The sequence below is a fragment of the Streptomyces sp. NBC_01116 genome, assembly GCF_041435495.1.
In the GTDB taxonomy this organism is placed as follows: domain Bacteria; phylum Actinomycetota; class Actinomycetes; order Streptomycetales; family Streptomycetaceae; genus Streptomyces.
The window spans coordinates 6,995,385-7,018,218 of the sequence record NZ_CP108644.1 but is presented as its reverse complement, the minus strand read 5'-3'; the positions used below and the strand labels follow the sequence as shown (position 1 = coordinate 7,018,218).

Annotated in this window: 16 protein-coding genes; 8 read left to right on the top strand and 8 right to left on the bottom strand. The window is 67.3% G+C overall.

Annotation, left to right across the window (positions count from 1 at the left end; translation table 11 throughout):
* Positions 1–257: 257 nt before the first annotated feature.
* Positions 258–1,160 (bottom strand): aminoglycoside phosphotransferase family protein, encoded by a 903-nt coding sequence (locus OG245_RS30770; protein ID WP_371626605.1) that lies wholly within the window; start codon positions 1,158–1,160, stop codon positions 258–260.
* 74 nt (positions 1,161–1,234) lie between these two features.
* Entirely contained in the window at positions 1,235–1,669 is a 435-nt protein-coding gene (locus OG245_RS30765; RefSeq protein ID WP_371626604.1) for a VOC family protein, read from the bottom strand.
* Positions 1,670–1,988: 319 nt separating this feature from the next.
* On the opposite strand from OG245_RS30765, the gene OG245_RS30760 reads away from it, so the two are divergent.
* The 3 genes from OG245_RS30760 to OG245_RS30750 all read left to right on the top strand — a co-directional run bounded on the left by OG245_RS30760 (position 1,989) and on the right by OG245_RS30750 (position 5,841).
* A complete protein-coding gene (locus OG245_RS30760; protein ID WP_371626603.1) occupies positions 1,989–2,444 on the top strand; it encodes a RidA family protein in 456 nt (151 codons plus the stop codon).
* A 218-nt stretch (positions 2,445–2,662) separates the two neighbouring features.
* Positions 2,663–4,192 (top strand): UDP-N-acetylglucosamine 1-carboxyvinyltransferase, encoded by a 1,530-nt coding sequence (locus tag OG245_RS30755; protein WP_018956948.1) that lies wholly within the window; start codon positions 2,663–2,665, stop codon positions 4,190–4,192.
* A gap of 947 nt (positions 4,193–5,139) precedes the next feature.
* Complete coding sequence (locus OG245_RS30750; protein WP_205083766.1) at positions 5,140–5,841, top strand: 2'-5' RNA ligase family protein; 702 nt, start codon at positions 5,140–5,142, stop codon at positions 5,839–5,841.
* Between the two features lie 446 nt (positions 5,842–6,287).
* Here OG245_RS30750 and pglX read toward each other — a convergent pair whose 3' ends face one another.
* A complete protein-coding gene (pglX, locus tag OG245_RS30745; protein ID WP_371626602.1) occupies positions 6,288–9,854 on the bottom strand; it encodes a BREX-2 system adenine-specific DNA-methyltransferase PglX in 3,567 nt (1,188 codons plus the stop codon).
* Between the two features lie 296 nt (positions 9,855–10,150).
* Between pglX and OG245_RS30740 the strand changes: the two genes are divergently transcribed.
* Both OG245_RS30740 and OG245_RS30735 read left to right on the top strand, forming a co-directional pair.
* Positions 10,151–11,566, top strand: a complete 1,416-nt coding sequence (locus OG245_RS30740; protein ID WP_093798495.1) for an AAA family ATPase — start codon at positions 10,151–10,153, stop codon at positions 11,564–11,566.
* Positions 11,563–12,201 carry a hypothetical protein gene (locus OG245_RS30735; RefSeq protein ID WP_093798496.1) on the top strand — a complete coding sequence of 213 codons (639 nt, stop codon included), beginning with the start codon at positions 11,563–11,565 and terminating at the stop codon, positions 12,199–12,201. The genes OG245_RS30740 and OG245_RS30735 overlap by 4 nt, the downstream gene beginning before the upstream one ends.
* Positions 12,202–12,211: 10 nt before the next feature.
* Here OG245_RS30735 and OG245_RS30730 read toward each other — a convergent pair whose 3' ends face one another.
* The 4 genes from OG245_RS30730 to OG245_RS30715 form a co-directional block, all read right to left on the bottom strand.
* A complete protein-coding gene (locus OG245_RS30730) occupies positions 12,212–12,694 on the bottom strand; it encodes a hypothetical protein (RefSeq protein WP_371628031.1) in 483 nt (160 codons plus the stop codon).
* Between the two features lie 1,373 nt (positions 12,695–14,067).
* Positions 14,068–14,427: a tyrosine-type recombinase/integrase gene (locus OG245_RS30725; protein ID WP_307847895.1), complete on the bottom strand. Its 360-nt coding sequence runs from the start codon at positions 14,425–14,427 to the stop codon at positions 14,068–14,070.
* 34 nt (positions 14,428–14,461) lie between these two features.
* Positions 14,462–15,316 (bottom strand): tyrosine recombinase XerC, encoded by an 855-nt coding sequence (gene xerC, locus OG245_RS30720; protein ID WP_371626601.1) that lies wholly within the window; start codon positions 15,314–15,316, stop codon positions 14,462–14,464.
* Positions 15,317–15,443: 127 nt separating this feature from the next.
* Positions 15,444–15,722 carry a helix-turn-helix domain-containing protein gene (locus tag OG245_RS30715; RefSeq protein WP_205083769.1) on the bottom strand — a complete coding sequence of 93 codons (279 nt, stop codon included), beginning with the start codon at positions 15,720–15,722 and terminating at the stop codon, positions 15,444–15,446.
* A gap of 362 nt (positions 15,723–16,084) precedes the next feature.
* Between OG245_RS30715 and OG245_RS30710 the strand changes: the two genes are divergently transcribed.
* Both OG245_RS30710 and OG245_RS30705 read left to right on the top strand, forming a co-directional pair.
* Positions 16,085–18,130: a hypothetical protein gene (locus OG245_RS30710; RefSeq protein WP_371626600.1), complete on the top strand. Its 2,046-nt coding sequence runs from the start codon at positions 16,085–16,087 to the stop codon at positions 18,128–18,130.
* An 11-nt stretch (positions 18,131–18,141) separates the two neighbouring features.
* Complete coding sequence (locus OG245_RS30705) at positions 18,142–18,489, top strand: hypothetical protein (RefSeq protein ID WP_371628106.1); 348 nt, start codon at positions 18,142–18,144, stop codon at positions 18,487–18,489.
* Positions 18,490–18,545: 56 nt separating this feature from the next.
* On the opposite strand, the gene OG245_RS30700 is transcribed toward OG245_RS30705, so the two are convergent.
* Positions 18,546–18,740 carry a hypothetical protein gene (locus OG245_RS30700; protein WP_205083772.1) on the bottom strand — a complete coding sequence of 65 codons (195 nt, stop codon included), beginning with the start codon at positions 18,738–18,740 and terminating at the stop codon, positions 18,546–18,548.
* Positions 18,741–18,938: 198 nt separating this feature from the next.
* Between OG245_RS30700 and OG245_RS30695 the strand changes: the two genes are divergently transcribed.
* Complete coding sequence (locus OG245_RS30695) at positions 18,939–22,676, top strand: hypothetical protein (RefSeq protein ID WP_371626599.1); 3,738 nt, start codon at positions 18,939–18,941, stop codon at positions 22,674–22,676.
* Positions 22,677–22,834: the final 158 nt, after the last annotated feature.

Genomic DNA, 22,834 nt, shown 5'->3' with positions numbered 1-22,834 from the left:
GCGCCGCGCCTCATTGGCAGTCGGCGCCGCGTTTTGCCGTCTACTGCTCCGACCATCCGCTAAGGTAAGGATTAGTTAGGTAACCCTTACCGGGCGGCGGCTGCGGTGCGCCCCGGCAGATATCTCGATGTCGAGATAACTCTAGTACATAGCCGCCGCCCGGTCATGCCCAGGTGCCCCACCCCACAGCGCCGGGCGCACCGGTACGCCCCGATCACGGGCCCCCTTCCCCGAAGGCCGTACGCGGCGCGGGGCGCTCAGGCCACGCCCGTAAGCAGAACGCGGTCGAGTGCCGCCCGGCCCGCGGGCCCCCAGGTCGGCTTGCCGCCGGGAAGCCCCCGGTCGCCGTTTCGGCCCATGAGCATGAGGACCAGGCTCTTCATGGCGGCCAGCCCGCGAGCACGTCGGACCATCGCCTCGTCCGCACGCCCGTACGCCTCGAAGAACCGTGGGGCGGCGCCCTCCGGGAGGATGACCCAGGCGGCCGCGAGGTCCCACGCCGGATCGCCGGCGAACAGGTCACCGAAGTCGATCACGCCCGAGAGCGTCCCGTCCGACACGACGACATTCGCGGGGTGGAGGTCACCGTGCACCCACACCGGCGGCCCCTCCCACCCCGGAGCAGCGACGGCGTCGTCCCAGACGGCCCGGACGCCGTCGGCGAGGCCGTCGGGGACGACGGCGTGGAAGAGGTGGTCGAAGCCCTCCGTGTGCAGGCCGGGACGACCGCCTCGGTCCGAACCGGCCGGCGCATCGGCGGGCGCCTCCACGTGGAGTGCCCGGAGGAAGTCAGCCAGAGCCCCGGCCGCATGGTCGCCGCGGCTGATCGAGGTGCGGTCCAGGGGCTCACCCGGGACCCACGTCATGATCGTCCAGGGCTTCGGGAAGCGCGCGGACGGTTCGCCGGCCCGCACGGGGTTCGGGACGGGGAGCGGCAGGCGAGGAGCGAGGACCGGCAGCCACCGGCGCTCCTTGAGCTGGAGCTCCGGGGCGCGTTCCGTCCGCGGCATACGGACGGCCAGCTCGTCCCCGAGGCGCCACTGCTGGTTGTCCCATCCGCCCGCGACCTCCCGGACGGCCAGCCCCGCGAGGTCCGGATGCTGCTCCTGGAGCAGGCCGCGGACCAGGTCCGCCGTGATCTCGATCTCGAAGTCGGTCATGCGGGACCACGGTAGTGCGGTGGACCCGCCGGACGGACTTGGGGACCCGCCCCCGCGGGGGCGGGTCCGGGGCGTCAGTCGAGACAGAACTCGTTGCCCTCGACGTCCTGCATCACGAGGCAGGACTCGTTCTCCTCGTCGGCGAGCAGCAGTTCCCCGCGCACCGCGCCGAGCGGGATCAGCCGCGCGCATTCGGCCTCCAGCGCGGCGAGGCGCTCCTCGCCCACGAGCCCGGTTCCGACGCGCACATCGAGATGCACCCGGTTCTTGACGACCTTGCCTTCGGGAACGCGCTGGAAGTACAGCCGAGGACCCACACCCGAGGGGTCCTGGCAGGCGAATCCCGCGTCCCGCTTCTCGGGCGGCAACGAGAGGTCGTACGCGTCCCACGTGGCGAACCCCTCCGGCGGCGGCGGTACGACATACCCCAACACCTCGCACCAGAAGTACGCGACGCGCGAGGGTGACGCGCAGTCGAAGGTGACCTGTACCTGCCTGATGGGAGCCATCGGGCCACCCTAGCGGCGCACCCGTTCACCGGCCTCCGAATTTCGCGTCGCAGGATGCGTACGGGAACAGGAGTCGAGCGAGTCGTACCGCGGCCGGAAAAAAGGGGAAGCGGCGGGTGAAGTGCGCTGAAAGGATGACGAACTCCAGGGCCGACCGCGACAAAGCGCGGCACACCTGGCCCGACTACGCCCAACCGGCCCGGCCCACGTGGCCGTCCGGCACACCCAGCACACCCAGTACGACCGGCCCGGCGCGACGACGGGACCGGCACGCCCACCACGCATCTCAGCCCGCATCCCAGCACCAGGAGACACCCCCATGGTGACCCGCACCAGCGCCGTTTCACTGATCCGTTCCCGCTCCCTCTCCGACGTGGCCGAGTACGCCTATGCGGCCACCGCGCCCGCCGAGTCCCGGCTGATCTTCCTCGCCGGTTCGTGTCCGCTCGACGAGCACGGCGACACGGTGGCCGTCGGGGACTACGCGGGCCAGGCGGCGAAGTCCGTGGAGAACCTGCGGACGGCGCTCGCCGACGCGGGCGCCTCGATCGAGGACGTCATCAGCACACGGGTCCTCGTGGCGTCGGCCCGGCAGGAGGATCTCGTGGCCGCCTGGGAGGTGGTCCGGGACTCCTTCGGCGACCACGACGTGCCCAGCACCCTGATGGGCGTCACCGTGCTCGGCTACGCGGACCAGCTCGTCGAGATCGAAGCCGTGGCCGCCGTCCTCGACGCCCCGACGCCCGACGGCCCGGACGGCCCTCCGTCGGCGTAACGCCGGTACGAACCCGACAGCGCCCCCTCACACCGAAGCGTGCGAGGGGGCGCTGTCGGCGTGGCGGCTCACCCCCGTACGGACGCGCGGACCGCGCCCTTCGGTCCGGCGCGGGCCACGATGGGGAGAGGCGGTGTGCGCGGAGCCGGTACACACCCGTCACTCGAACGGCACACCCCCACAGCGGCCTCATCTCATATCTGAGATAACCTGCCGTCATGTCAGACGACTATCTCGTACGCATCGGCAAGCTCATCCGTGACGCCCGTCAGCATCGTGGCTGGACACAGACGCAGCTGGCCGAGGCGCTCGCCACCAGTCAGAGCGCCGTCAACCGCATCGAGCGCGGCAACCAGAACATCAGCCTTGAGATGATCGCCCGCATCGGCGAAGCCCTCGACAGCGAGATCGTGTCTCTCGGTTACGCCGGCCCCATGCATCTGCGGGTCGTCGGCGGCCGCCGGCTCTCCGGCGCCATCGACGTCAAGACCAGCAAGAACGCCTGTGTCGCGCTGCTGTGCGCCTCGCTCCTGAACAAGGGGCGCACGGTCCTGCGCCGGGTGGCCAGGATCGAGGAGGTGTTCCGACTCCTGGAGGTGCTGAACTCCATCGGGGTGCGCACCCGCTGGGTCAACGACGGCGTGGACCTGGAGATCGTGCCGCCCGCGCAGCTGGACCTGGAGGCGATCGACGCCGACGCCGCACGCCGGACCCGCTCGATCATCATGTTCCTGGGTCCGCTGCTGCACCGGACGGAGCAGTTCACCCTGCCGTACGCGGGCGGCTGCGACCTCGGCACCCGCACGATCGAGCCGCACATGATCGCGCTGCGCCGGTTCGGCCTGGAGATCGCCGCCACGGAGGGCCTCTACCACGCCCAGGTCGACCGCTCCGTCTCCCCGGACCGGCCCATCGTGCTGACCGAGCGCGGCGACACCGTGACCGAGAACGCCCTGCTGGCCGCCGCCCGCCACGACGGTACGACGGTCATCCGCAACGCCTCGTCCAACTACATGGTCCAGGACCTGTGCTTCTTCCTGGAGGCGCTGGGCGTACGGGTCGACGGCGTCGGCACGACGACGCTCACCGTGCACGGGGTCCCGCAGATCGACGTCGATGTGGACTACTCCCCCTCCGAGGACCCGGTCGAGGCGATGAGCCTGCTGGCCGCCGCGGTGGTGACCGAGTCCGAACTCACCATCCGCCGGGTGCCGATCGAGTTCCTGGAGATCGAGCTCGCGGTCCTGGAGGAGATGGGCGTCGACTGCGACCGCACCCCGGAGTACGCCGCCGACAACGCGCGCACCCGTCTGGTGGACCTGACCGTGCGGCCCTCCAAGCTGGAGGCGCCGATCGACAAGATCCACCCGATGCCGTTCCCCGGCCTCAACATCGACAACGTCCCGTTCTTCGCGGCGATCGCCGCCGCCGCGCACGGCCAGACCCTGATCCACGACTGGGTCTACGACAACCGCGCGATCTACCTCACCGACCTCAACCGCCTCGGCGGCCGCCTCCAACTCCTCGACCCCCACCGGGTCCTGGTCGAGGGCCCGACCCGCTGGCGCGCAGCCGAGATGATGTGCCCGCCCGCCCTGCGGCCCGCGGTGGTGGTGCTGCTGGCGATGATGGCCGCGGAAGGCACCTCCGTGCTCCGCAACGTCTATGTGATCAACCGGGGTTACGAGGAGCTGGCCGAGCGGCTCAACTCGGTGGGCGCGCAGATCGAGATCTTCCGGGACATCTGATTGGCGGAGTGTCGTGCCCCTAGGAGATGAGGGGCGCGACACTCCTAAATGCCTGCTCACCTGCTGTTACGCACTTGCGGGACCCTTCATTGATCATCGCTGTTTTTCATCACCTTGTGCAACGCACGTGCAAGATGATCTTAAATTGGTGACGATGCATCAGAGATATCTGAATATCCGTCAGCCTTCACGGAGAGTGCTCGCCAAAGGGGCCTCGCAATGTCCGCACCGACGGTGCCACTGGCGTTCCTGAGATTCAGAGTTCAGTCCTCGCCGCGCACGCGCATCAAGCGCACTACACCGCTACGGCCAGTTCCAGCCCGGACCTCCACGCGCACCGGCGCTCCTTCGATCATCCGGCTGACCCCCACGTCCGGGTCGGCGACCTGCTGACCGAGGCGCCCGCCGACAGCGTCCGCGACGACCCTGCCCGGGAGCGCGTCGAGACGAGCTACCACCGGCTCCCGGGCGGGCTGACACCGTGCATCTCTTTCGCCCCGTACAGCATCGCCCGCACACTGGCGAACGCCGCTACCGCCCATGTCGCCCTCGGCAACACACGGGACGTCATCGAGTACGCGGAGCAGGTCGACGAACTAATAGAGCAGTCCGACTCCGACTGGAGCAGCAGTCCGACTCCGACTGGAGCCGGGCCTTGGTCCGCCTGGACGTGGCCACTGCTCTGCTCGCAAGGCCTCAGCCGGATGTGGAGCAGGCCATGGTGCTCGGCAGGCAGGTTCTCGAAGCCGGGGGTGGCCCGCCGATCCGATCGGTCATCCAGCGAGCCGGTGAACTCCACGCCCGTGCAGCATCGTGGCACCAGCTACCTGTCGTCAGGGATTACGCCGAGGCGCTACGCACTTGGCACACCACCCCGTTAACCCGTGCGGTGACCAGTTTTGCCAAGATGGCACGCTTGAGCGATAGCCGTACGAGAAGGGCACCGAGTGCTGCTGACTGAGGATCCCAGCGCGTTTCCCACCGCCCCGCCGCCGAGCGTCGATGACCCCGAGGTCATCACGGCACACGACTGGGCGGCCTTCGACCGGGTGCAGGAGATGAGTAACCACTGGGACCGGGCTGGGTGGACTCCATCGACGCGGGCCTACTACTGGATGCTCAGCTTCCCCGCCGACTCGGCGCTCGCCGAGCACGCTCGACATTGCCAAGACAAGATCCGAAACCTGAACTTCGACTCCATCGACGCGGACGGGCTGCACCTGACCCTCGGCCGGATCGGCACCACCGACGACGTCTCGCTGGAACAGTTGGACACACTGCTCGCCACGACAGCCGCGATACCTACAGGCAGGTTCCGGCTCCAGGCCATACCGATGACCGCATCCCGCGGCGCGGTCCGCTACAGCATCGCCCCGTGGACTCCCGTGCTCGACCTCCACTCCAAGCTGTCCGCCACCACCGCGCAATGCCAGCTGCCTTTGCGGAAGCCGACCGCGGTGCTGCGGCCGCACATCGGCATCGCGTACTGCAACCGCCCCACGGATGCCTGCGTTGTCCGGGAAGCGATCCGCCCGCTCCGCGACATGGACAGCGTCGGCGTCCCGGTCGATCACCTGGAACTGGTCGAACTACGTCGCGAAGACCGCGCCTATCGCTGGCGCACCATCGATCAATTGGCTCTGAACTGATCGCATCCCCGGCACCCTTCGCAGACGTACCAGCTCAGAGGCGTCCCCCGCCTCTCCGCTCCTGGGACTTTTCAGGGACTTTCAGCTCTGTCTGAGGGACTTCCGAGGGAGTTTTGGCCGCCTAACGCGGCAAGCTCGTGAAAGACCGGAAAGGGCTTCCGATGCAGGTCAGAGGCCCTTTCCAAGACAAAGCCGCAGGTGGCGGCAGACGAGTCGGGCTGTACGCCGGGGAGATCACCGCAACGCTATGACCTGCACAAACGTTTAGAGAGGGCGCTTCCGTGGCTACCTCGATGGCTACGTAAGGAGGCGCCCCCGCGCCGGAGCGGTCCGGGACTCGTCGCCGACCTTCGAGGGTGCTCCTACAGGCTGTCCCTGTTCGTGTGACGCGGGACCCAGAGCTCGTCGACCGCAGGCCGCGAGTTCTGTGTGAGAGCAGTCGCGCGCTATCGCTCAATTTCCCTTGAGGCGGCCTTCCGCGGCCGCCAAGAGGCCAAGTCGTGGGCGCTGAGCCCATATGCGGTACGCAGGTCGTCGAGCTCACGCTGGTATGTCTCGGCACGGTCGACGTCCGGCTCTGACTCGGTCGAAGCCTCCCATTGGCGAACCCAAGGGATCAGTTCTTGGATGCCCGCAAGCAAGGGAGCGATCTCGTGGACACGCGGGTGAGCCTGCTCCTGGAGCATGCCGACCAGATCCAGCAACACACGAACGCGGTCCGTATCACTCCAGCCAGACCAGCCGATCAGCAGACCGTCCCCCTCGGCAATCGCGCCGGGATAGGAGACGAAGCGTTCCCGGGGGATGTCCAGGCTGCCTCGAAGCGACCAGTAGGAGGCATGCCTGAAGTCGGCGGCGCTGAACTTCGGCGGCACGGGGATACCCAGCGCCTCTCCCGTTGTGTCCTCGCTGCGCTGGAGCTGCCACACCTGCTCCCACTGGGCGCGTTTCCGCAGCCCCGACTCCTTGTACCTCAGCGCCGACACGTAGGGCGCATGCTCGTCGGCCAGGATCGCCGCCAGCACGTCACGGAATGTCGCGTCCCACCTTCCCAGGATGCGGATCGCGTACAGCTCGGCCACGGAACACACCGCGGCATCGGCACTGAGATCCCCTGCGAGCTGGTCGATGGTTCGGGGACGCGGGTGCCTGCCCCCGTTCCTGTGCTCGAACCAGAGGCGTTCGTCCTCACAGCGGTCGAGCAGCCAGGTACGCAACGCTTGAGTCTCCCGCCGTCCCCATGGCTCCGACAGCCACCGCCGCTTGTACTCCGGGCGCTCGACGACGGCGATCGGGTGACGGGACTCGATGGCCTCAATTCTGGCCCGCACGACCTTCTTGTAGGCAGCTGGCCAGTGCTTCGGGATCTCGGTGATCGGTGTTGCCGCGTGCCTCACGAACCACGAGTCCGAATCCTCGCCGACGTCGATTCCGCGGGCCAGCACGATTTCGAAGGCACGCTCACCCGGCCGCAGCGGAGGCGGTGGAACATCAGCGGGGGTGGTCAGGCGAGCCCGCTCATCGTCGGACAGCAGTCCGTAGGAGCCGTAGACCTCCCAGTCCAGTTCCTCCTGAAGGGCGACCATCCGACGACGCGTCTCTTGTTGTGCGGCCCAGGCCGCGTCCAAGGCGCTTCGGGAGGGCGGATGTTCCTGCGCGCAGACGGTGCTCGGCTCATGGACATCAAGCAGCCGGGCCAAGGCATGCAGTTCCCGCGCGCGGGCGATCGGAGCGTCGGCCGGCAACGGAAGCTGTGTCAGAGGACCCGTGTTGAAACGGTAGGCGCGTGCCCATTCCTCACCGGGCGAGGAGATGCCCGGTCCGTCGAACGCGGTCGCGGCGCCGGTCTGCTTGAGCCAGAAGCAAACCGTGGACGAGTTGAGCACCCCCAGCAGCGCGATGTACTCGCCCTCATCCGCGGCAGGCGACAGTCGCACCATGGGCGCGGTCCGGCTGAACACCCTTTCACCGTGTTCCAGGGCGAAGCGATTGTGCGTGGCCACAGACGCGAACGTGATCGCCGGCCCCCGATGGGCACCGGGAGACCAGTACCTCCAGGTCCACCACGCCTCACGCCCTGCTCCGGCCGATTCTCGTGCCCGGGGAGCCGACCGGAGAAACTGCCGCATCGTCCAGAGGTGGCGTGCCCATGAGGTTCCGAGGTCCAGGTGGAGCGGTGAGCCGTCCCCGTCATAGGGGGCCAGCACTTCCGTCGACGATTCCGCACGCCAGTCCCGTACGGTCTCACTCGTGACCATGCCCAGGCCGAGCCCGGCCGAGTCCGGATGCCGGGCGAACCACGGCCGGCCGAGAGCGAACACTTCCCGCTGCCCAGGATCTGCGGCAACTCCGACCGAGCCGGAGAGGACGTCGGCCAATCGTCGCGGAAACCGCGAGAGCACGTCCACGAGGTCCCCGGCCCCGCCACCCGTCAGCGTCCACGGGAAGCGGGAGAAACGCTGCCTGGGTTCGTCCTGCACGCTCACCCATTCCGAAGTGCTGCCAGGACGGTCGATCTGGTCGAGGATCGACTTCCACACGATCCCCTCGGCCGGATCCGTGGGCTGCTTCGGCTCACCCCGCACACCAAGGACCGACCGAACAGGGGAATCACGCATGGTCGGGTCGTTCCGGCCGACCAGGATCAGAGTCGGGGTCCCATGGCCCGGTGCGTAGACGCCGGAGGTGTCGATGACATGTGTCAGCGCAACGCGCGGAAAGAACTCATCGATCAGCTTCGCGCCGAAGTTACGCCTCGTGAAGGAACTGGAGGTGTACTGACCGACGTAACCGCCGGAAGTCCTGCTGGTTTTCCGCACTGCCAGCTGGAACATGCGCTCCGCGAAGAGGACGTGGAGCGGGAACATTCCGGAGGCCACGTCATAGGCCGCCCGGTATGCCGCGTTTTTCACCTTGTCGCGCACGGAAGCGGAGGGAGGCTCTGAAATCACGGCGTTGTAGGAATTCCGGCCCAGGAGATCACACGACGCGGAGAACTCGTCGATGTCCTCCATCGTTCCGTCGCCGCCCTCCCCCTCCTCAGGAAGCACCAGCGACGATCCGCCGGGCGCACCACGCCCGGCGAGCAGGGCGTCGCCCACCGCCACGTAGATCACATGTTCCGGCAGCTCGCTCAGCGGCCTACGGCCGCTGGCCCTCGCGGCGGCCATCAGCAGCCGGAACCGCGTGATGCTCACGGCGAACGGGTTGACGTCACAGCCGTGGACGGAGTCCAGGCTCCGCCGGATCAGCTCGTGATCCTGGGTTCCGGGCTCCGCCGCCCGCCAGGCGGCCAGAAGGCGCTCGAACAGGCCCAGGGGAAACGTCCCCGATCCACAGGCCGGGTCGATCCCACGGAAACCGTGGGGCCCGAATTCCGCGATGGCCGGATCGGCGGTGAGATCCAGGACGAAGTCCACGATGAAATCCGGAGTTCGGACCAGCGCGTAGGCCTTTCGCGACGGCTCGCTGATGTCCTGGTACAGGTCACCGAGGAAGTCGGTGTCGAGTCCGGGGTGAGTGAAGTCGACGAGAAGAGACCCGTCTTCGCCTCGCCGCCTCCAGAACTCAATCAATTCGGCGGCGGCTCGGGGAGACGGTGACAGCTCCCACAACGGATTGCGCGCCCTGTCGAAGATGCGCGCGAGCGCTACGTGGGACCGCGCCAGGTGCGTGAACGCCTCCACCAGCCAGTCCTGGTCATTGGTCCCGTGATCCTCGACCCAACGGGCGTACTGCCGTTCCTCGGCCTCCGCCGAACGCAACCCCGGCCCTGCGATGAAGACCCGGTCGATGAGTCCGTTGTCCTCGCAGAAGCGCACGAAAACCGTGCCCAGCACCCATGCCACCGCGGTCTGCGTGAGGCGCTCGTCCCGCCAAGCACCGTACGTGGCAGTCGTACCACCGGCTGCCCACACCTCTTCGTACGTGCTTCGTAGGCGGTCGCGGTAGCGGTCGATGTCGTCGCTGCGCTCGCGGAGGTCCGCCTCCAGTGCTCGAACCTGTTTGCGCACACCCGTGACGAGCGCGGCCCTGTCCAGGGAGGACGTCCCCGTATCAGCTCCGTCAGTCGGAGACACAGCGGCGACCTCTCCTCCGTACGTCGTCGACGACCACGATCCACTGTCTCGTCGGATACATCCTGCCAGCTCGCCGGCCGCCGCCCCCGTTCCGTGGCCGGTCACCTCCGGACGCGCGCGGCCCGTCTCGGTCTGACGCCCTATCATTCCTGTGCGCACCGGCGGCCCTGAACGCCGCCGGACACCACGTGTTCCGAGGGCGCGCCAGGGTTGGACCGACGAGGGGGCACATGCTGACACGGCTCGAAGTCAGTGGATTCAAGAACCTTCTGGATCTGAGGGTCGAGTTCGGCCCGTTCACCTGCATCGCGGGCGAGAACGGCACGGGAAAGTCGAATGTCTTCGACGCGATCCAGTTCCTGAGCCTGCTCACCGACCATTCCATGATCGAGGCGGCTCAGGCCGTCCGCGGGACCCATGGCACGTTGCACGGTGACGCGCGCGACCTGTTCTGGAACGGTTATGCGGACGGCGAGCACTTGATGAAGTTCGCCGCGGAGATGATCGTCCCGGGTGAGGCCGAGGACGACTTCGGCAGGCTGGCCGAGCCGACGTCCACGTTCCTCCGCTACGAGGTCCACCTCGGATACCAACCGCCGCAGGGCGGGGAGCGGGGCGGCAGGCTGACACTGCGGTACGAGGATCTCAGCCGGATCAGACCAAGTGAGGCTCTGTCACATCTGCGCTTCCCGCACCGCGCCGCGGACTTCCGCAACGCCGTGGTCCGCGGTCGCCGCTCGAACTCCCCCTACATTTCCACGTCCCTCGAAACGGGCGACGCCGTCGTCAGCATCCATACCGACGGCAGCCGCCGAGGCCAGCCCCGTCCGGCACCCGCGAGCCGCGCACCTCAGACCATGCTCTCCACGATCAACCGCAACGACGACCCGACCATCCTGACTGCCAGGCGGGAAATGCAGTCCTGGCGACGGCTGGCCCTCGAACCTTCCGCACTGCGCACGCCCGATCGCTTTTCGGACCCCAGTGAGATGCAGCCCGACGGCCTGCACCTGCCGCGGAGCCTGGACCGGATCGCGTGGAAGAAGTCTCCGGACGACCCGGAGCGGATCTACTCGCGGGTCGCAGGGCGCCTCTCGGACCTGTCGGGGCTGCACGTCAGGACGCTGCACGTGGAGGCCGACGACACCCGTGAGCTGCTGACGATTAAGCTCCACGAGATCGACGGCTTGGTGTTGCCGGCCCGCAGCCTGTCGGAGGGGACCCTGCGCTTCCTAGCCCTGTGCGTTCTGCTGGAGGACCCGCAGGTGCATGGTCTGCTCTGCATGGAAGAGCCGGAGAACGGCATCCATCCGGCCAACCTCTCCGCGATGGTGGACCTGGTGCGCGATCTGGCCGTGGATCCCTCCCTGCCGGTGGACGAGGACAACCCCTTCCGGCAGGTCCTGATCAATACGCATTCACCAGGCGTCGTACAACTCGTCGATCCGGCGGACCTGCTGATCGCCGACACGACCACCGTCCCGGGGGCCGACGGCAAGGCCGCGCGCGGTCTACGGCTACGTCCTCTGGCCGATACATGGCGCGCCGGCGGCGCCGGAAAAGGCTACGGCACCAAGGCCGACATCCTCGCGTACCTCACCGCCCCGCCCGAGGCCCGCCTGACTCTCCAGGAGAGCGCGTCGTGACCATTCGCGCCCTCTACCTGTGTGAGGGATCCAGCGACACGGGCCTGCGCTTCCACATCGAGGGGATCGCAGGGGACGTGGGCAGGCAGATCCTGGTGACGGTCCCCGACCTGAACCGCCTGGCGAACAAGCCCGGTCCCGGGGTCGAAGGCAAACTGCGAGCCGCCCAGCAGCTCAGCGACAGCGGGCAGACATACGACCTCGTCGTCATCCACCGTGATTCGGATCGCGAGCCCCCGGACCACCGCCGCAGCGAGATCGCGGAAGCGGTGGCTGCGGTGAGCCCCGGCCTGGCGCATGTCCCGGCGATACCCGTTCGGATGCTGGAGGCATGGCTGCTGCTCGACCAGTCAGCGATCCGCGAAGTGGCGGGCAACCCCAACGGCAGGATGGCACTCGACCTTCCGAAACCGGCACGGGCGGAATCGGTGGCGGACCCCAAGGCACTGCTCAAACAGGCGATCGCCACTGCGAGCGGGGAAAAGGGGCGCGGTCTGCAGAAGCTCCAGACCCGCTTCTCGGCGAATCGCGCGCGGCTCCTGCAGATGCTGGATCGCGACGGTCCGGTCAGGCAACTCACGTCCTGGCAGTCGTTCACGGACGATCTGCGCGCGGCGCTGGTGAGCAGTCACTGACCTCTCGGCGTCAGGGGCGATCAGCGTCCCCGGTCAGGCAGCAGACAACGTACATCATGTGCTGGACGTTGCCGACCTGGTTCCACGTCCCGGCGTTGCCCGTGCCCTTGGAACCCGTGGTCCGGGCGCACTGCTGATACCAGTGGTCGCCCGTACTCGCCCCCTCACCCCGGAAGTCCGACAACTCGGTGATCCAGCGGGCCGCCTCCCGTGTGACACCGGTTTCGCCCCGCTTCTCGGCCCAGAACCGGGCGAGCAGAAAGGAACGTTCAGTCGTGTATCGAAGCAGTCCGAACGGCGACCGGTCGCTGTCATCCGCCGCTCTGCCGAGGTTGCGGGCGGGGAGCGTGCCGTAGTCGCCGTAACGAACGAACTCCGCATACGACCGCCCACTCGCGCGTATCTCGTGCCAAGTGTCCCAGTCCGCGCGGTCGGCCTCGCCCCGCTCCCGGTCGAGCAACCCGTCGACTTCGTCCGGGAAGCCACCGGCCAGAGTGGCGATCGTGCGCCAGGAGGCGAGCGGGACCAGCGCGTCGAGTGCGCGCAGTGCTTCTTACCCGCGTCGGGACGGCTGGGGAGCACCGTCTGGAGGTCGAGAAGAAGGTCCACCCGCACCTCGGGCCCCGTCTTGGTGAGCAGAGCCGCGGTGCGTTCGGCGAGTTCGTCGTTCCAGGCGCCGGGCAGCCGTATGCGTATGCCGAGGCCGTTGCCGCCGTCGCGTGCGCTGGCTGCGGCCACTGCCTGGTGGGCTGCGGGAAGGTCCGGGTCGGTGACCGGGCGGAGCCCCGTGTGGGACCAGTACGAGGGGAGCAGATCCGCGTAGGCGCGCTCGTCGAGGTCTGCGTGCGGGGCGTCCAGCCATGCTGGCGTGTATTTCTGTACGGCCGCGACCCGCCGGAGTTCCTTGTCCACCGCCTGTTGAAGTTCCTCGGCGCCCTAGGCGGTCATGGCTGGGAGCGTCCGCAGGGGCGCCGTCCGGTCTCGGATCCCTGGGGCGAGGTCCTTGACCGCGGCCACGGTGTGGGGGCGTGCGGGCAGGACGGGAACGTACAGCGGTCCGGACATGGTGGCCCCTCCACATTGCCCCGCGGCAGTCTGGGACCAGGGTGAGCTGGGGCGATGGGCGCCGAAAGGGCGCAATCCGGTCAGCGGGGCCAATATGTGCGTCCCGGCGCTGTTCTCAGGCCTGTTCGGTCTCCCAGCGCACCTGTCGGGACAACGCGGCACGGGCCCCGTCCGTATCCGCGAGTGGATCGGCGAGGACACGGGTGGCGAGATCATCGGGGAGAGCGGCGGAGACTTGAGCCCGCGTACCGCAGCCGCGGAAACCTGCGGCAGCTCCTCCTCCCGAGGCAGCCGCCATGTCTGCGCCCACTCCTCCCCCGTGACGTCGTGGCGGAGACGTACGTAGGCGTCTGCGGGCCTCTGAAGTGGATCGACCACGTCGGTCAGCCAGGCGGTGAGGGTGGTGTCGGCTCGAAAGCCGGCCCAGGTCCACCAGCACACGTCTCGTCCGTGACGGGTGATCAGGGCCTCGTCGTGATGGGTGAACCGGCCTTGGCAGAGACCGTTTGTGCCAGGTCCGGCCGCGCCGTCGTCCAGCTCTGGCTCCAGTTCTCATGGCTACCTACGTGGCTACGTACGTAGCCGTCCGGTCCGGTTCGAACCGGACCAGGGTCTGGCTAAACCCCCGGATCTACGAAAACGGACCCCTGACCAGCAATTTCCTGGTCAGCGGTCCTTGGCGGCAGACGAGTCGGGCTGTACGCCGGGTTCTGTCCTGCTCACGGAGCGATCGCGCTCTGACCTGCATATATACCGGCACCCGGCTGGCTTCTTTCGCCCTCTGGGACTTCTCAGGGACTTTCAGCCAAGATCCGTGAACCACGCTTCGATCGCGGACAGCCCACGAGCGCCGACCTGCGGCATGAAGTGAGTGTAGGTCCGGAGTGTGAACGCCGGATCGGAGTGCCCCAGCCACTTCGCGAGCGACACGATCGACTCTCCGGCTTCGAGCATCACCGAAGCATATGTATGACGAAGGACGTGAAAGCCGTGCTCGCGGCTGGGTTCCCAGACTCGCGACGGCTTCTCGCCGGGCTGCTGCTTGGGCAGCGGCGGGATGACTCCGGCGCCGGCGAGCGCGGGCTTCCACGCCTTGGTGTTCCAGGTGGTGCGGTTGATCGCACCGCAACGCCCGGTGTAGACCAGCAGCGGGACGGTCACCTTGCGCCGGTCCCCGCGTGCGAGGTCGGGCTCCTCAGGATCCAGCCAGTGTCACGTCGATCGACTCGAAGCGCTCCTGGTGCGTGAGGAGCCGCTTCGCGAGAACCTTCGGCAGGGGCGCGTCGCGCTCTTTGCCGCCCTTGGGCGGACCGAAGTAGAGCTGCGACTTATGCATGAGAATCTGCCGCTCTATGTGCACCGAGTCACCACGAACGTCGCCTGGGCTGAACCCGAACGCCTCACCCTGTCGGAGCCCACACCCGACCCCGAGGTCAAGTGCGATCTGGTACCGGTCGGCCAGCGCCTCGCGTACGGCATCAACGCGATCCTGCTGCCAGGCGCGAGCCTTGCGTTCCGGCTTCTTCGGCGGCTTGATCGAGCTGCTGCCCTTGCACGGGTTAGGGAACAGACGCTTGTCCTCGACCGCAGCCTGCATGATCGCCTTGAGGTACACCCATGCGACGTACGCCGTGCTTGATGCCAGCGACCGCTGTACATCGGCCGACCACCTACGCAGCTCCGCGACGCCGATGTCCTTGAGCGCCAGCTCTCCGAGCTGCGGCAGCACGTGCCCCCAAATCCGGTGCCGCATGCTTTCCAGCGTCTGAGCGGGATGCACCTGGGACGGCCACCAGCACTTCTCGACATATTCACGAAGGCTGATCGCACCGTCGCGCGCGTCGACGAAATCCCCTCGTCGTGCGTCGGTCTGCGTCTCGGCCAGCCAGGACTTGGCATCCGTGACCGTGTCAAACGAACGGTCCCGGACGCCCGGTATCCCCTTGACGCGGTACCGCGTGCACTTGCCCCACAGTCCTGTGCGTTCGCGCTTGCCCGTCTCCTTGTTCGGCCGCTTCTTGAGCCACCGATCCTCGATGTAGCCCGCCATGCACACCTTCTCCTTGGCCTGGTCACGGTTCGCGCGGCGCGAGTCGCGTCGCGATCAGACACACAGACGATCTCCGCGTGCATGAAATTCCGGATACTGCTGATCTCCTCGGAACCGTTTCTCCAGGTCAAGCAGCACGGCGCCGCTCGCGCTGCTGCGGCGCTGCGTTCAGGGGGTTGAGAGCCGGATTCGACCGCGAGTCCGCCTGCTGCTGGTCGTTGAGCCACGCATCGAGCAGGTCTCGGCGGTACATCACCCGCCCTCCGGGCCCCATCCGGAAGCTGGGCGGCCCCTGCCGGCGATGGCGCCAGACGTAGAGAGTGTTCACCGAGATGCCCATGTACTTCGCGGCGCCCTGGACGTTCAGGAAGGCAGCCTCGACGGCAGGCTTGGACTGGTTACACATCGCGTGCCTCCTGGGTGATCACCGCTGAAGTAGCGGATTTTCCGTTCTTTCGCCTACCACGCGGCGAAGCCGCACGGCCAAAATGCTGGCGCGCGGGATCAGAATCCGGAGAATCAGCGATTTGGTGCAGCTGCCTTGTCGTGGTAGCGGGGGGTAGACGGCTATTCCCTGCTCAGCGAGGCATCACCTGATAGCCGATCCGTCCCGTGGCGGCCTGCGTCGCACCAAGTCCTCGCCCCTCGCACACAGACCTGCCGATTACAGAGGGAAGTCACCACGCCCGCACTGTCAGCGTCCGCAGGCACGGGTGAATACGGTGAGACGACGGGCTTCGGGCAGGCCACTGGTGCCATCCTGTGGTGATGGACGTATCCCTGCCCGACCAACTGGGCGCAGTCGGCCGAGAGTCCAGTGCCGCGGCGCCAGCGGTGGTCCGAAAGCTGAATCTCTCCGCGCCTCCTGAGAAGATCACAGGCCAGCAGGACGTCGCCTTCGTGCCAGTGACCCGCGCTCAGTGGAAGTCCGTGTTGAGGGACGCCGACCTACCCGGGCTTCAGCAGGAGACCGACGAGATCGCCGCGGAGATCCTGCGCTTACGGACCGCTTCTGGCCGGGCCGTCGGGAAACAGCTCCCGGAGCTGTTGCGGTGTCTTCGCGCGTCGGTTGTCGCCATGAGTGCCGCCGCGGAGGAAGTGTCCTGGTTCCGTCCGTCCCGGACCAGCGCTGCCGAGCGACGTTTGGCGACTGATCTGGCACGAGCGAATCGGAGCGAGGTCCACGCGCTGTTCGCCTGTTTGGAACAGGGCTGGGCGGAGTCCGCTTGGTCTGCAGTACGGAGGTACGCTCTCGCGGCCCAGGCAGCCGGGCGAGCTCTGGAGGCTGCCGCCTGGTCTGATCACGCCGGCCATACCGACGAGGACATCTACCGTCGAACGCTCGGGGTATCAGCCGAACAGCTGCGTCCCGGCTCGGGGGTGGCGTCACGGGCCCGTCTTCTTGCCGCGTGGGCGGAAGCCCCCGATGCGCTCGATCGTCGGCTGCGTCGAAGCATGAGACATCTGATTGATGACTCGCTGCCACTAACGGCGACACTCCTCCATCACCTTGCCGTTCTCGCGTTGTCCGATCGGCCCTTGGTGACTCACCGGGCTGCCCTCCAGGCACGCGACCTGGTGGCGTCCCTTCTGAAGTCCGAACCGGAGCTGGCGTGCTCAGTGATCGCACGACACGTCGCCCGAGAACCGGAGCTGCTGTCCTCCCATCGCGGACAGGTCGCCTACCTTGACGCTTACAACCGTGCGGAATACCAGGAGGAAAGGGCGCGTGCAGTCATGGACCTGCACCGGGCCGTGCTGGAAGCAGACGTCAAGCGCACCGCTGTTGTGGTCATGCAACTGCTGGGCAAGCCGATTCCGCAGGGGCCCTCGCTCGCCACCATCCGGGATCTGCTTGCAGCCGAAGTCAGTCACCCCCTGTGCAAGATCCTTGCTTCAACCATCCGCTCTGAGTGGCGTAACGCGAACGCACACGAGGACTTCCGCTGGGATCCTGTCAACAGCACACTCCTCTTGGGCGGACAGTCGGCCGATCTGGAGGAGGTACTGGACGCAGCAATCCGCGCTCGCGCCATTTGTCGTGGATTCGAGCACGGAGTCGCCGTGGCCTACGCGCAGAACGCATCGCTGGTCGTCTCGGACGCGGAGGACTCGAACTACGTCGGCCGAGACCTCTCGATAGTTCAGGCAGCCGGAGAAGCCAGATTCCCGGTGCTGGACATCAGACGCCAGGGCAGTCTCGTGCGGCTGGACGTGCCCGACATCACCGTTGAGAGCCTGAGAGAGGCGTTTCGGGCAATCCTGAGAGCCGCCATCGCGGACCCCAGCGTCGAGCGCTGGGAACTGCGTCAGACTTCTCCTGACCGGCCGCCGCTGCGCGTGGACCGTACGGGAGTAAATGCCGGGCTCCAAGTCGCGGAGCCTCTCTGGGAGATCGCCGACCCCCTCCCCTTCGCTTCTCTCCCCTTGCTGGCAAACGCCATGACCAATGCGGGCGAACTCGCCGCGACAGCAGCATCAACGGTTCTCGTCCTGGCAGCTGCTCACGCAGTCGGTGAACGAGACCGCTTGTCGCCTGCCCTTGCACACGGTGATCCAGCCGCCAAGGACGAGTTGGTTAAGACCGCGCGGCTGGTCAGCGAAGGCGCCAGGGCTGCAGCACGCCTGCTGAAGAGCCCGGCCGACCGCAGATTGCTGGCCTTCGCTGCAGTTCTTGCCGGAGACTGCCACCGGCTGAGGGACTCTCCCCCCTACGAACTCGTCCACGAGTTCGTGCCGGCGGAGCGGACCCTACGGCGGCACATGCCAGTTCGCCTACCTTGGGTTACAGGGCTCGAGAACTCTGCCGTCTGAGGCCACCACAGGTGGACATCATTCCGTCTGGCGCTGGTGGCGTCCTCGTCTCCGCCGCCCCGCTGTCGTCGGTGTTCGGCGAGAGCGCGGGCTGGCGGTCGGTGTTCCTGGTGAACGTGCCGGTGGTCGGTTCGGCATCGCGGGCACGGCTCGGGTCCCAGGACGGTAAGGCGGCTCGCGCCTGGACAGCCCTGATCAGTGGCAGCGCTTCAGATCACCGGGGAGGCGGACAGACCGCGGACTCCTCGCGCGAGCTGACCTGGCTCGACGGGCAGGGCATCGAGTCGTCGGAACTTCAGGGCCTCTTCGATGGGGTTTCACGCGGAGACCTGCCTCGCGCAGACATGGGTAACCCGTGACGATCTTTGCCCTCTTCCGGCGGCCATGGCGGTCAGTCCTGCTCTCTGGATCCGATTCAGCGGAGCACGGAGGCTAGGGCTGCGGTTGTGGCACAGGCGAGGGTGATGGTTGCGGCGAACACGGTGGCGGCGGCCTTGAGAGCGATGGGAAAGGTGGCTCCGTCGACGCGGGCGAGAACGGCGGCTGCGGTTGCGGCCAGCACTGCCAGGGCGACGATGAGCGCGATGGAGAGTGCGAGGGTAATGGTCATAGCGGCCTCCGGCGAGTGATGCGATGTTGTCGTTGCCGGCTCGTCTGCCGGACAGGACGACAGTGCCGGGCTCGGGAGGCAGGTGTCCGAAAGAGCGGGTACAGCGGGAAAACTGGCTCTACGCTGCTGGTCATGGGCGTGCCCGCCGGGCCCGGTGCGGGCAGCCCGACGCGGCGGGCAGATGGGGATGGAGCGAGGATGGGGAAGACGTCCAAGGCTGCCCGTGAGCTGTACGACGCCCTGCGGGCACTGGAAGGAAGGGCGAAAACAGCCTATGACGCCCAGGGTGGACAGAAGTATTCGCGTCGCATAGCAGCCAAGGCGGCCGAGGGGCACGGCTCGTCGCTTGACCGGCGTCTCAGGGATTGGCTGCACGACGACTTCAGCAAAGCAAAGGTCCCTTATGAAGGTAGCGACGAGCGGTTGATCGCCGTCGTGCAGGTGTGGAGCGGGTGGGCCAGAGAGCCATGCGATGAGCGTTGGTGGCGGACCAAGCTGGAGCAGGCTCAACCTGCCCGGCCGCGGCGCCAGACAGCAACGGTGCTGGAGCCGGTCAAGGCCTCCGGGTACGGCGCTTGGATTGAGCAGAGGATTCTGCCTGCTCGCCTATTGGACAGGGACAGTGAGCTTCGGGAGTTGGCCGCGTTCTGCGGCGGCGAGGATTTGCCGGGTGCTACCGGGTACATGTGGTGGCAGGCGGGCCCCTGGGCGGGCAAATCGGCGCTGCTGTCAGAGTTCGTCCTAAGGCACCGACCAGACGATGTGGACTTGGTGGCGTACTTCATCGCCGACTACTTGGGGCGCAACGATCAAAAGGGTTTCCTGGAATCGGTAATGCGGCAGCTGGCGTCCCTTGGGGAGCAGGATCCCTCAGCCGCCGGTGCGCGCCCGGAAGACTTCCCTAGTCTGTGTCAGGCGGCCGCGCAGGCCTGCCGGGACCGCGGTCGGCGCCTAGTGCTCGTAGTGGATGGCCTGGACGAGGACGCCGCAGGAGCTGGCCAACCGAGCATTGCCGCGCTGCTGCCGCGGAACCCTCCGGCAGGCATGCGCGTGGTGGTCACCGGTCGGCCCTGTCCGCTAATCCCTGACGACGTGCCCGGCGACCACCCGCTGCGCCTTCGGCATATCGTCCGCTCCCTCGCCCCCTCGCCACATGCGGCTGACATCAGCCGCATGGCCGGGCGTGAGGTCGACCAGTTGTTGCAGAATGAGCAGGTTGGGGTCCCTCTCCTTGGACTTCTGGTAGCGGCGCGAGGCAGTCTGACGGCAGCAGACCTGACCCAGCTTGTCGGAGTGCGGCCCTTCAACGTCGAGCGGCAGTTGCGTGGGGTCACCGGCCGCAGTCTCGTCCCCGGCGCCCATGGCGAGATGCGCCTTCCGGATACGCCGGTGGGCGTTCATCCCCTCGCGCTGGGACATACCGAACTACGCAATCGCGCCCTTAACCGCCTCGGGGACGTGAGCGAGTTCGAGGACCGGCTATATGCCTGGGCGGATGAGTACCAGGCTCGGGGCTGGCCGGCCGACACCCCCACTTACCTGCTGTACGACTATCCACACATGCTGGCGGGCAACAAGAATGGGGAGCGGCTGACCGCCATAGCCCTCGACCCGCAACGCCAACAAGCCCTGCTTGGGCGTGCGTCGCCTGATGTGGCGCTGTCCGACATCGAGTTAAGCGCCCACATGATCCGCCAACGCCGTCCGGTCGACGTGGTGGCCCTGGCCGGGCTCGCTGCTTCTCGGACCCTGCTGACTGAGCAGGCCAGGTCCCTGCCGGCAAGTTTCGCTGTGGCGTTCGCCTGGCTGGGACATTCGCAGCGAGCACGGCAGTTCGCCCTGCTGGCACCGCATGCTGCTGAAAAGGCGGTTCGTCTGGCAAGCGTGGCGCGGGCCTTGGCCGGTGCCGGTGACCAGTACGCCAGTCAGGCGGCCGATGTGGCGAAGAACGCGGTGTGGTGGGCCGACCGCGCTCGTGCGGAATCATCTCCGCCGAGCGGGGACGAGTATGAGGCTGAAGCGGCGGTCGCAGAGGCCGCCGTCGCGCTGTTCACCATCGGCCAATGCGGGCAAGGGCGCGCACTTCTTGAGTCGCTGCGCTCAGTGTCGTCGTACGACGATGTCGCACTGCTCGCCGAGACGACGGCGCGAGCAGCCGCCGCAGCTCGTCCTCACAGTGCCATGCTGGCAGAGGAACTGTTGGCGGAGGCCGAACAGCACGCTCACGACGTGGCATCCAGAGACCCGGCCGACCCCGGCGCGCCCGTAAGGGCATGGGCCTTCGTCGCCTCCGTGGCCGACCCACCGCGCGCGACCCGGCTGTATGAACGCATCACTGACTACGCACGAAGCTTTCCCCCCGGGCTCACCACCTGCGTCGTCGACGCCGCGGCAGCTTCGGCCCTGTTTACACAATGGCCCGAACAAGCACATGCTCTGGCCCAGCAAGCGGCACAACATCTCAAGGCTGCCCTGACCCATCCTGAAGCATTGCCGGAGAGAGACGCCGGCGATCTGACGATGCTCCTGGGCCCCATGCTCACTCAAGTCACACGCGCGTTGGTAGACGTCGGCTGCGCGGACGAAGCTCGCGACCTTGAGACCAGTGTGCCTGAGGACAGACACACCGCCTTCGGCTGGGACGTCCGAGCCGAGGCCCGTGCCGTACTCACTCACGCGCACGAGCCCGCGAAGGAGGAACAGTCCGCCGAGGTGCTGGCCAGGCAGGCATGCCACCTAGCCGAGCAGAACCACCCCGATGAGGCGCACCGACGGCTGCACCAGGCCCTGCAAGCGGTCGGATCATCCCAGGGTGCCGCCGCGCTTCGCGAAGGGTGGCTGATCACCCTCTGCACGGCACTGGCGGTCATGGGGCGGCATCCGGATGGTGCGCTGCTGGCCCGCAGCCTCCGAGATCCGGCCGATCGGATTCAAGCCCTTGCAGCAACCGCTGTTGAAGCTGCCGCAGCAGGACATCTCCCCGACGCACGACGGCTGGCGCACGAGGCCGCCGATGCCACCAGCAGCTTTGAAGGAGCCCTTGACTTCTCCCTCTTCGCCGGCGCTCCCGGCATCATCGTGAGCAATGCCAAAGGTGCCGCAGCCCAAGCCTTGGCCTTCGCCGGCGAGCGCGAGCGAGCCGTGATGCTCGCGAAGGAGACGGACGACGAGAACAGTGACAGAAGGCGCCGCGCACTCGTAGCGGTCGCGGCGGGCCTACGCGCCCATGACCCTGCCGAAGCCGCAAGCATCATCGACCGTCAGCTTGAGCACCTGAGGACCGCGGACACTTCACCCCTACAGCTGAGAGAACACATTGCCGATCTTGCTGAACTTCTAGCGGCCATTGGGGACGCAGACCAGCAGTGCGCCGAGCGGGTTCGCGAGGCCGTAGAGCAGGCGTGGAAGACACTCAAAGCATCAGAAAGGCAGTGGAGAGTTGAAGACCTCTTAGTCCTGCTCCTCCTTAGAGCCCCTGGACGACAGGCGGACGCTGAGAGGGTATTACTGGCACGGGAGAGCAGCTGGCAGGGCATCCCGCCCTGGGAACTGCCCACCGCAGCCATCGCCATCGCCCACGCGGCGTTCGGAGCTCTGGCCGCAGCCCGGGCGTCAGCGGACGGCTTCAGTGCCCCGTACGACCGAGCAGAGGCGTTCGCGGCCGTGGCCGGTTACCTGACCGGCACGCCGCCCAGCCTGCGCATGGTGAACGAATCCGCCAGCACCGCCTTCATCCAGACGTTCCACACCCTGGCCTTGGCGCAACTGCCCCCCGACGCCGCACAAACAACAGAGGCAGCCATGCGTCTCAGCACGGACGTGCTCGCAGGCGACGGCTGGCATTACGCCCTACCTGTCCTGTCACTAATCGCCCCGACAGCCGTGTTGCGGGTACGAGACATTGTCTTCGCCCACCGTCAGCTCAAGGCGGGCTGAGACCACGCGGCCGTGAGAAAGCCTGGTGGACGACCACATCGTCCGCCTATGGGTAGCCGACCAGCCTCACCGTTTCGGTTGAGGCAATGAGGCGTCGCTGATGGGCTCCTGTCGGGTGGTCGACGCGATGTCTGCGCTCGGGCATGGCGGGGCCCCGA

What these genes read in the sequence shown, in the direction of transcription:
- OG245_RS30770 (WP_371626605.1), bottom strand. Translation starts at nt 1,160, where the DNA reads ATGACCGACTTCGAGATCGAGATCACGGCGGACCTGGTCCGCGGCCTG.
- OG245_RS30765 (WP_371626604.1), bottom strand. Translation starts at nt 1,669, where the DNA reads ATGGCTCCCATCAGGCAGGTACAGGTCACCTTCGACTGCGCGTCACCC.
- OG245_RS30760 (WP_371626603.1), top strand. Translation starts at nt 1,989, where the DNA reads ATGGTGACCCGCACCAGCGCCGTTTCACTGATCCGTTCCCGCTCCCTC.
- OG245_RS30755 (WP_018956948.1), top strand. Translation starts at nt 2,663, where the DNA reads ATGTCAGACGACTATCTCGTACGCATCGGCAAGCTCATCCGTGACGCC.
- OG245_RS30740 (WP_093798495.1), top strand. Translation starts at nt 10,151, where the DNA reads ATGCTGACACGGCTCGAAGTCAGTGGATTCAAGAACCTTCTGGATCTG.
- xerC (WP_371626601.1), bottom strand. Translation starts at nt 15,316, where the DNA reads ATGGCGGGCTACATCGAGGATCGGTGGCTCAAGAAGCGGCCGAACAAG.
- OG245_RS30715 (WP_205083769.1), bottom strand. Translation starts at nt 15,722, where the DNA reads ATGTGTAACCAGTCCAAGCCTGCCGTCGAGGCTGCCTTCCTGAACGTC.
- OG245_RS30710 (WP_371626600.1), top strand. Translation starts at nt 16,085, where the DNA reads ATGGACGTATCCCTGCCCGACCAACTGGGCGCAGTCGGCCGAGAGTCC.
- OG245_RS30700 (WP_205083772.1), bottom strand. Translation starts at nt 18,740, where the DNA reads ATGACCATTACCCTCGCACTCTCCATCGCGCTCATCGTCGCCCTGGCA.
- OG245_RS30695 (WP_371626599.1), top strand. Translation starts at nt 18,939, where the DNA reads ATGGGGAAGACGTCCAAGGCTGCCCGTGAGCTGTACGACGCCCTGCGG.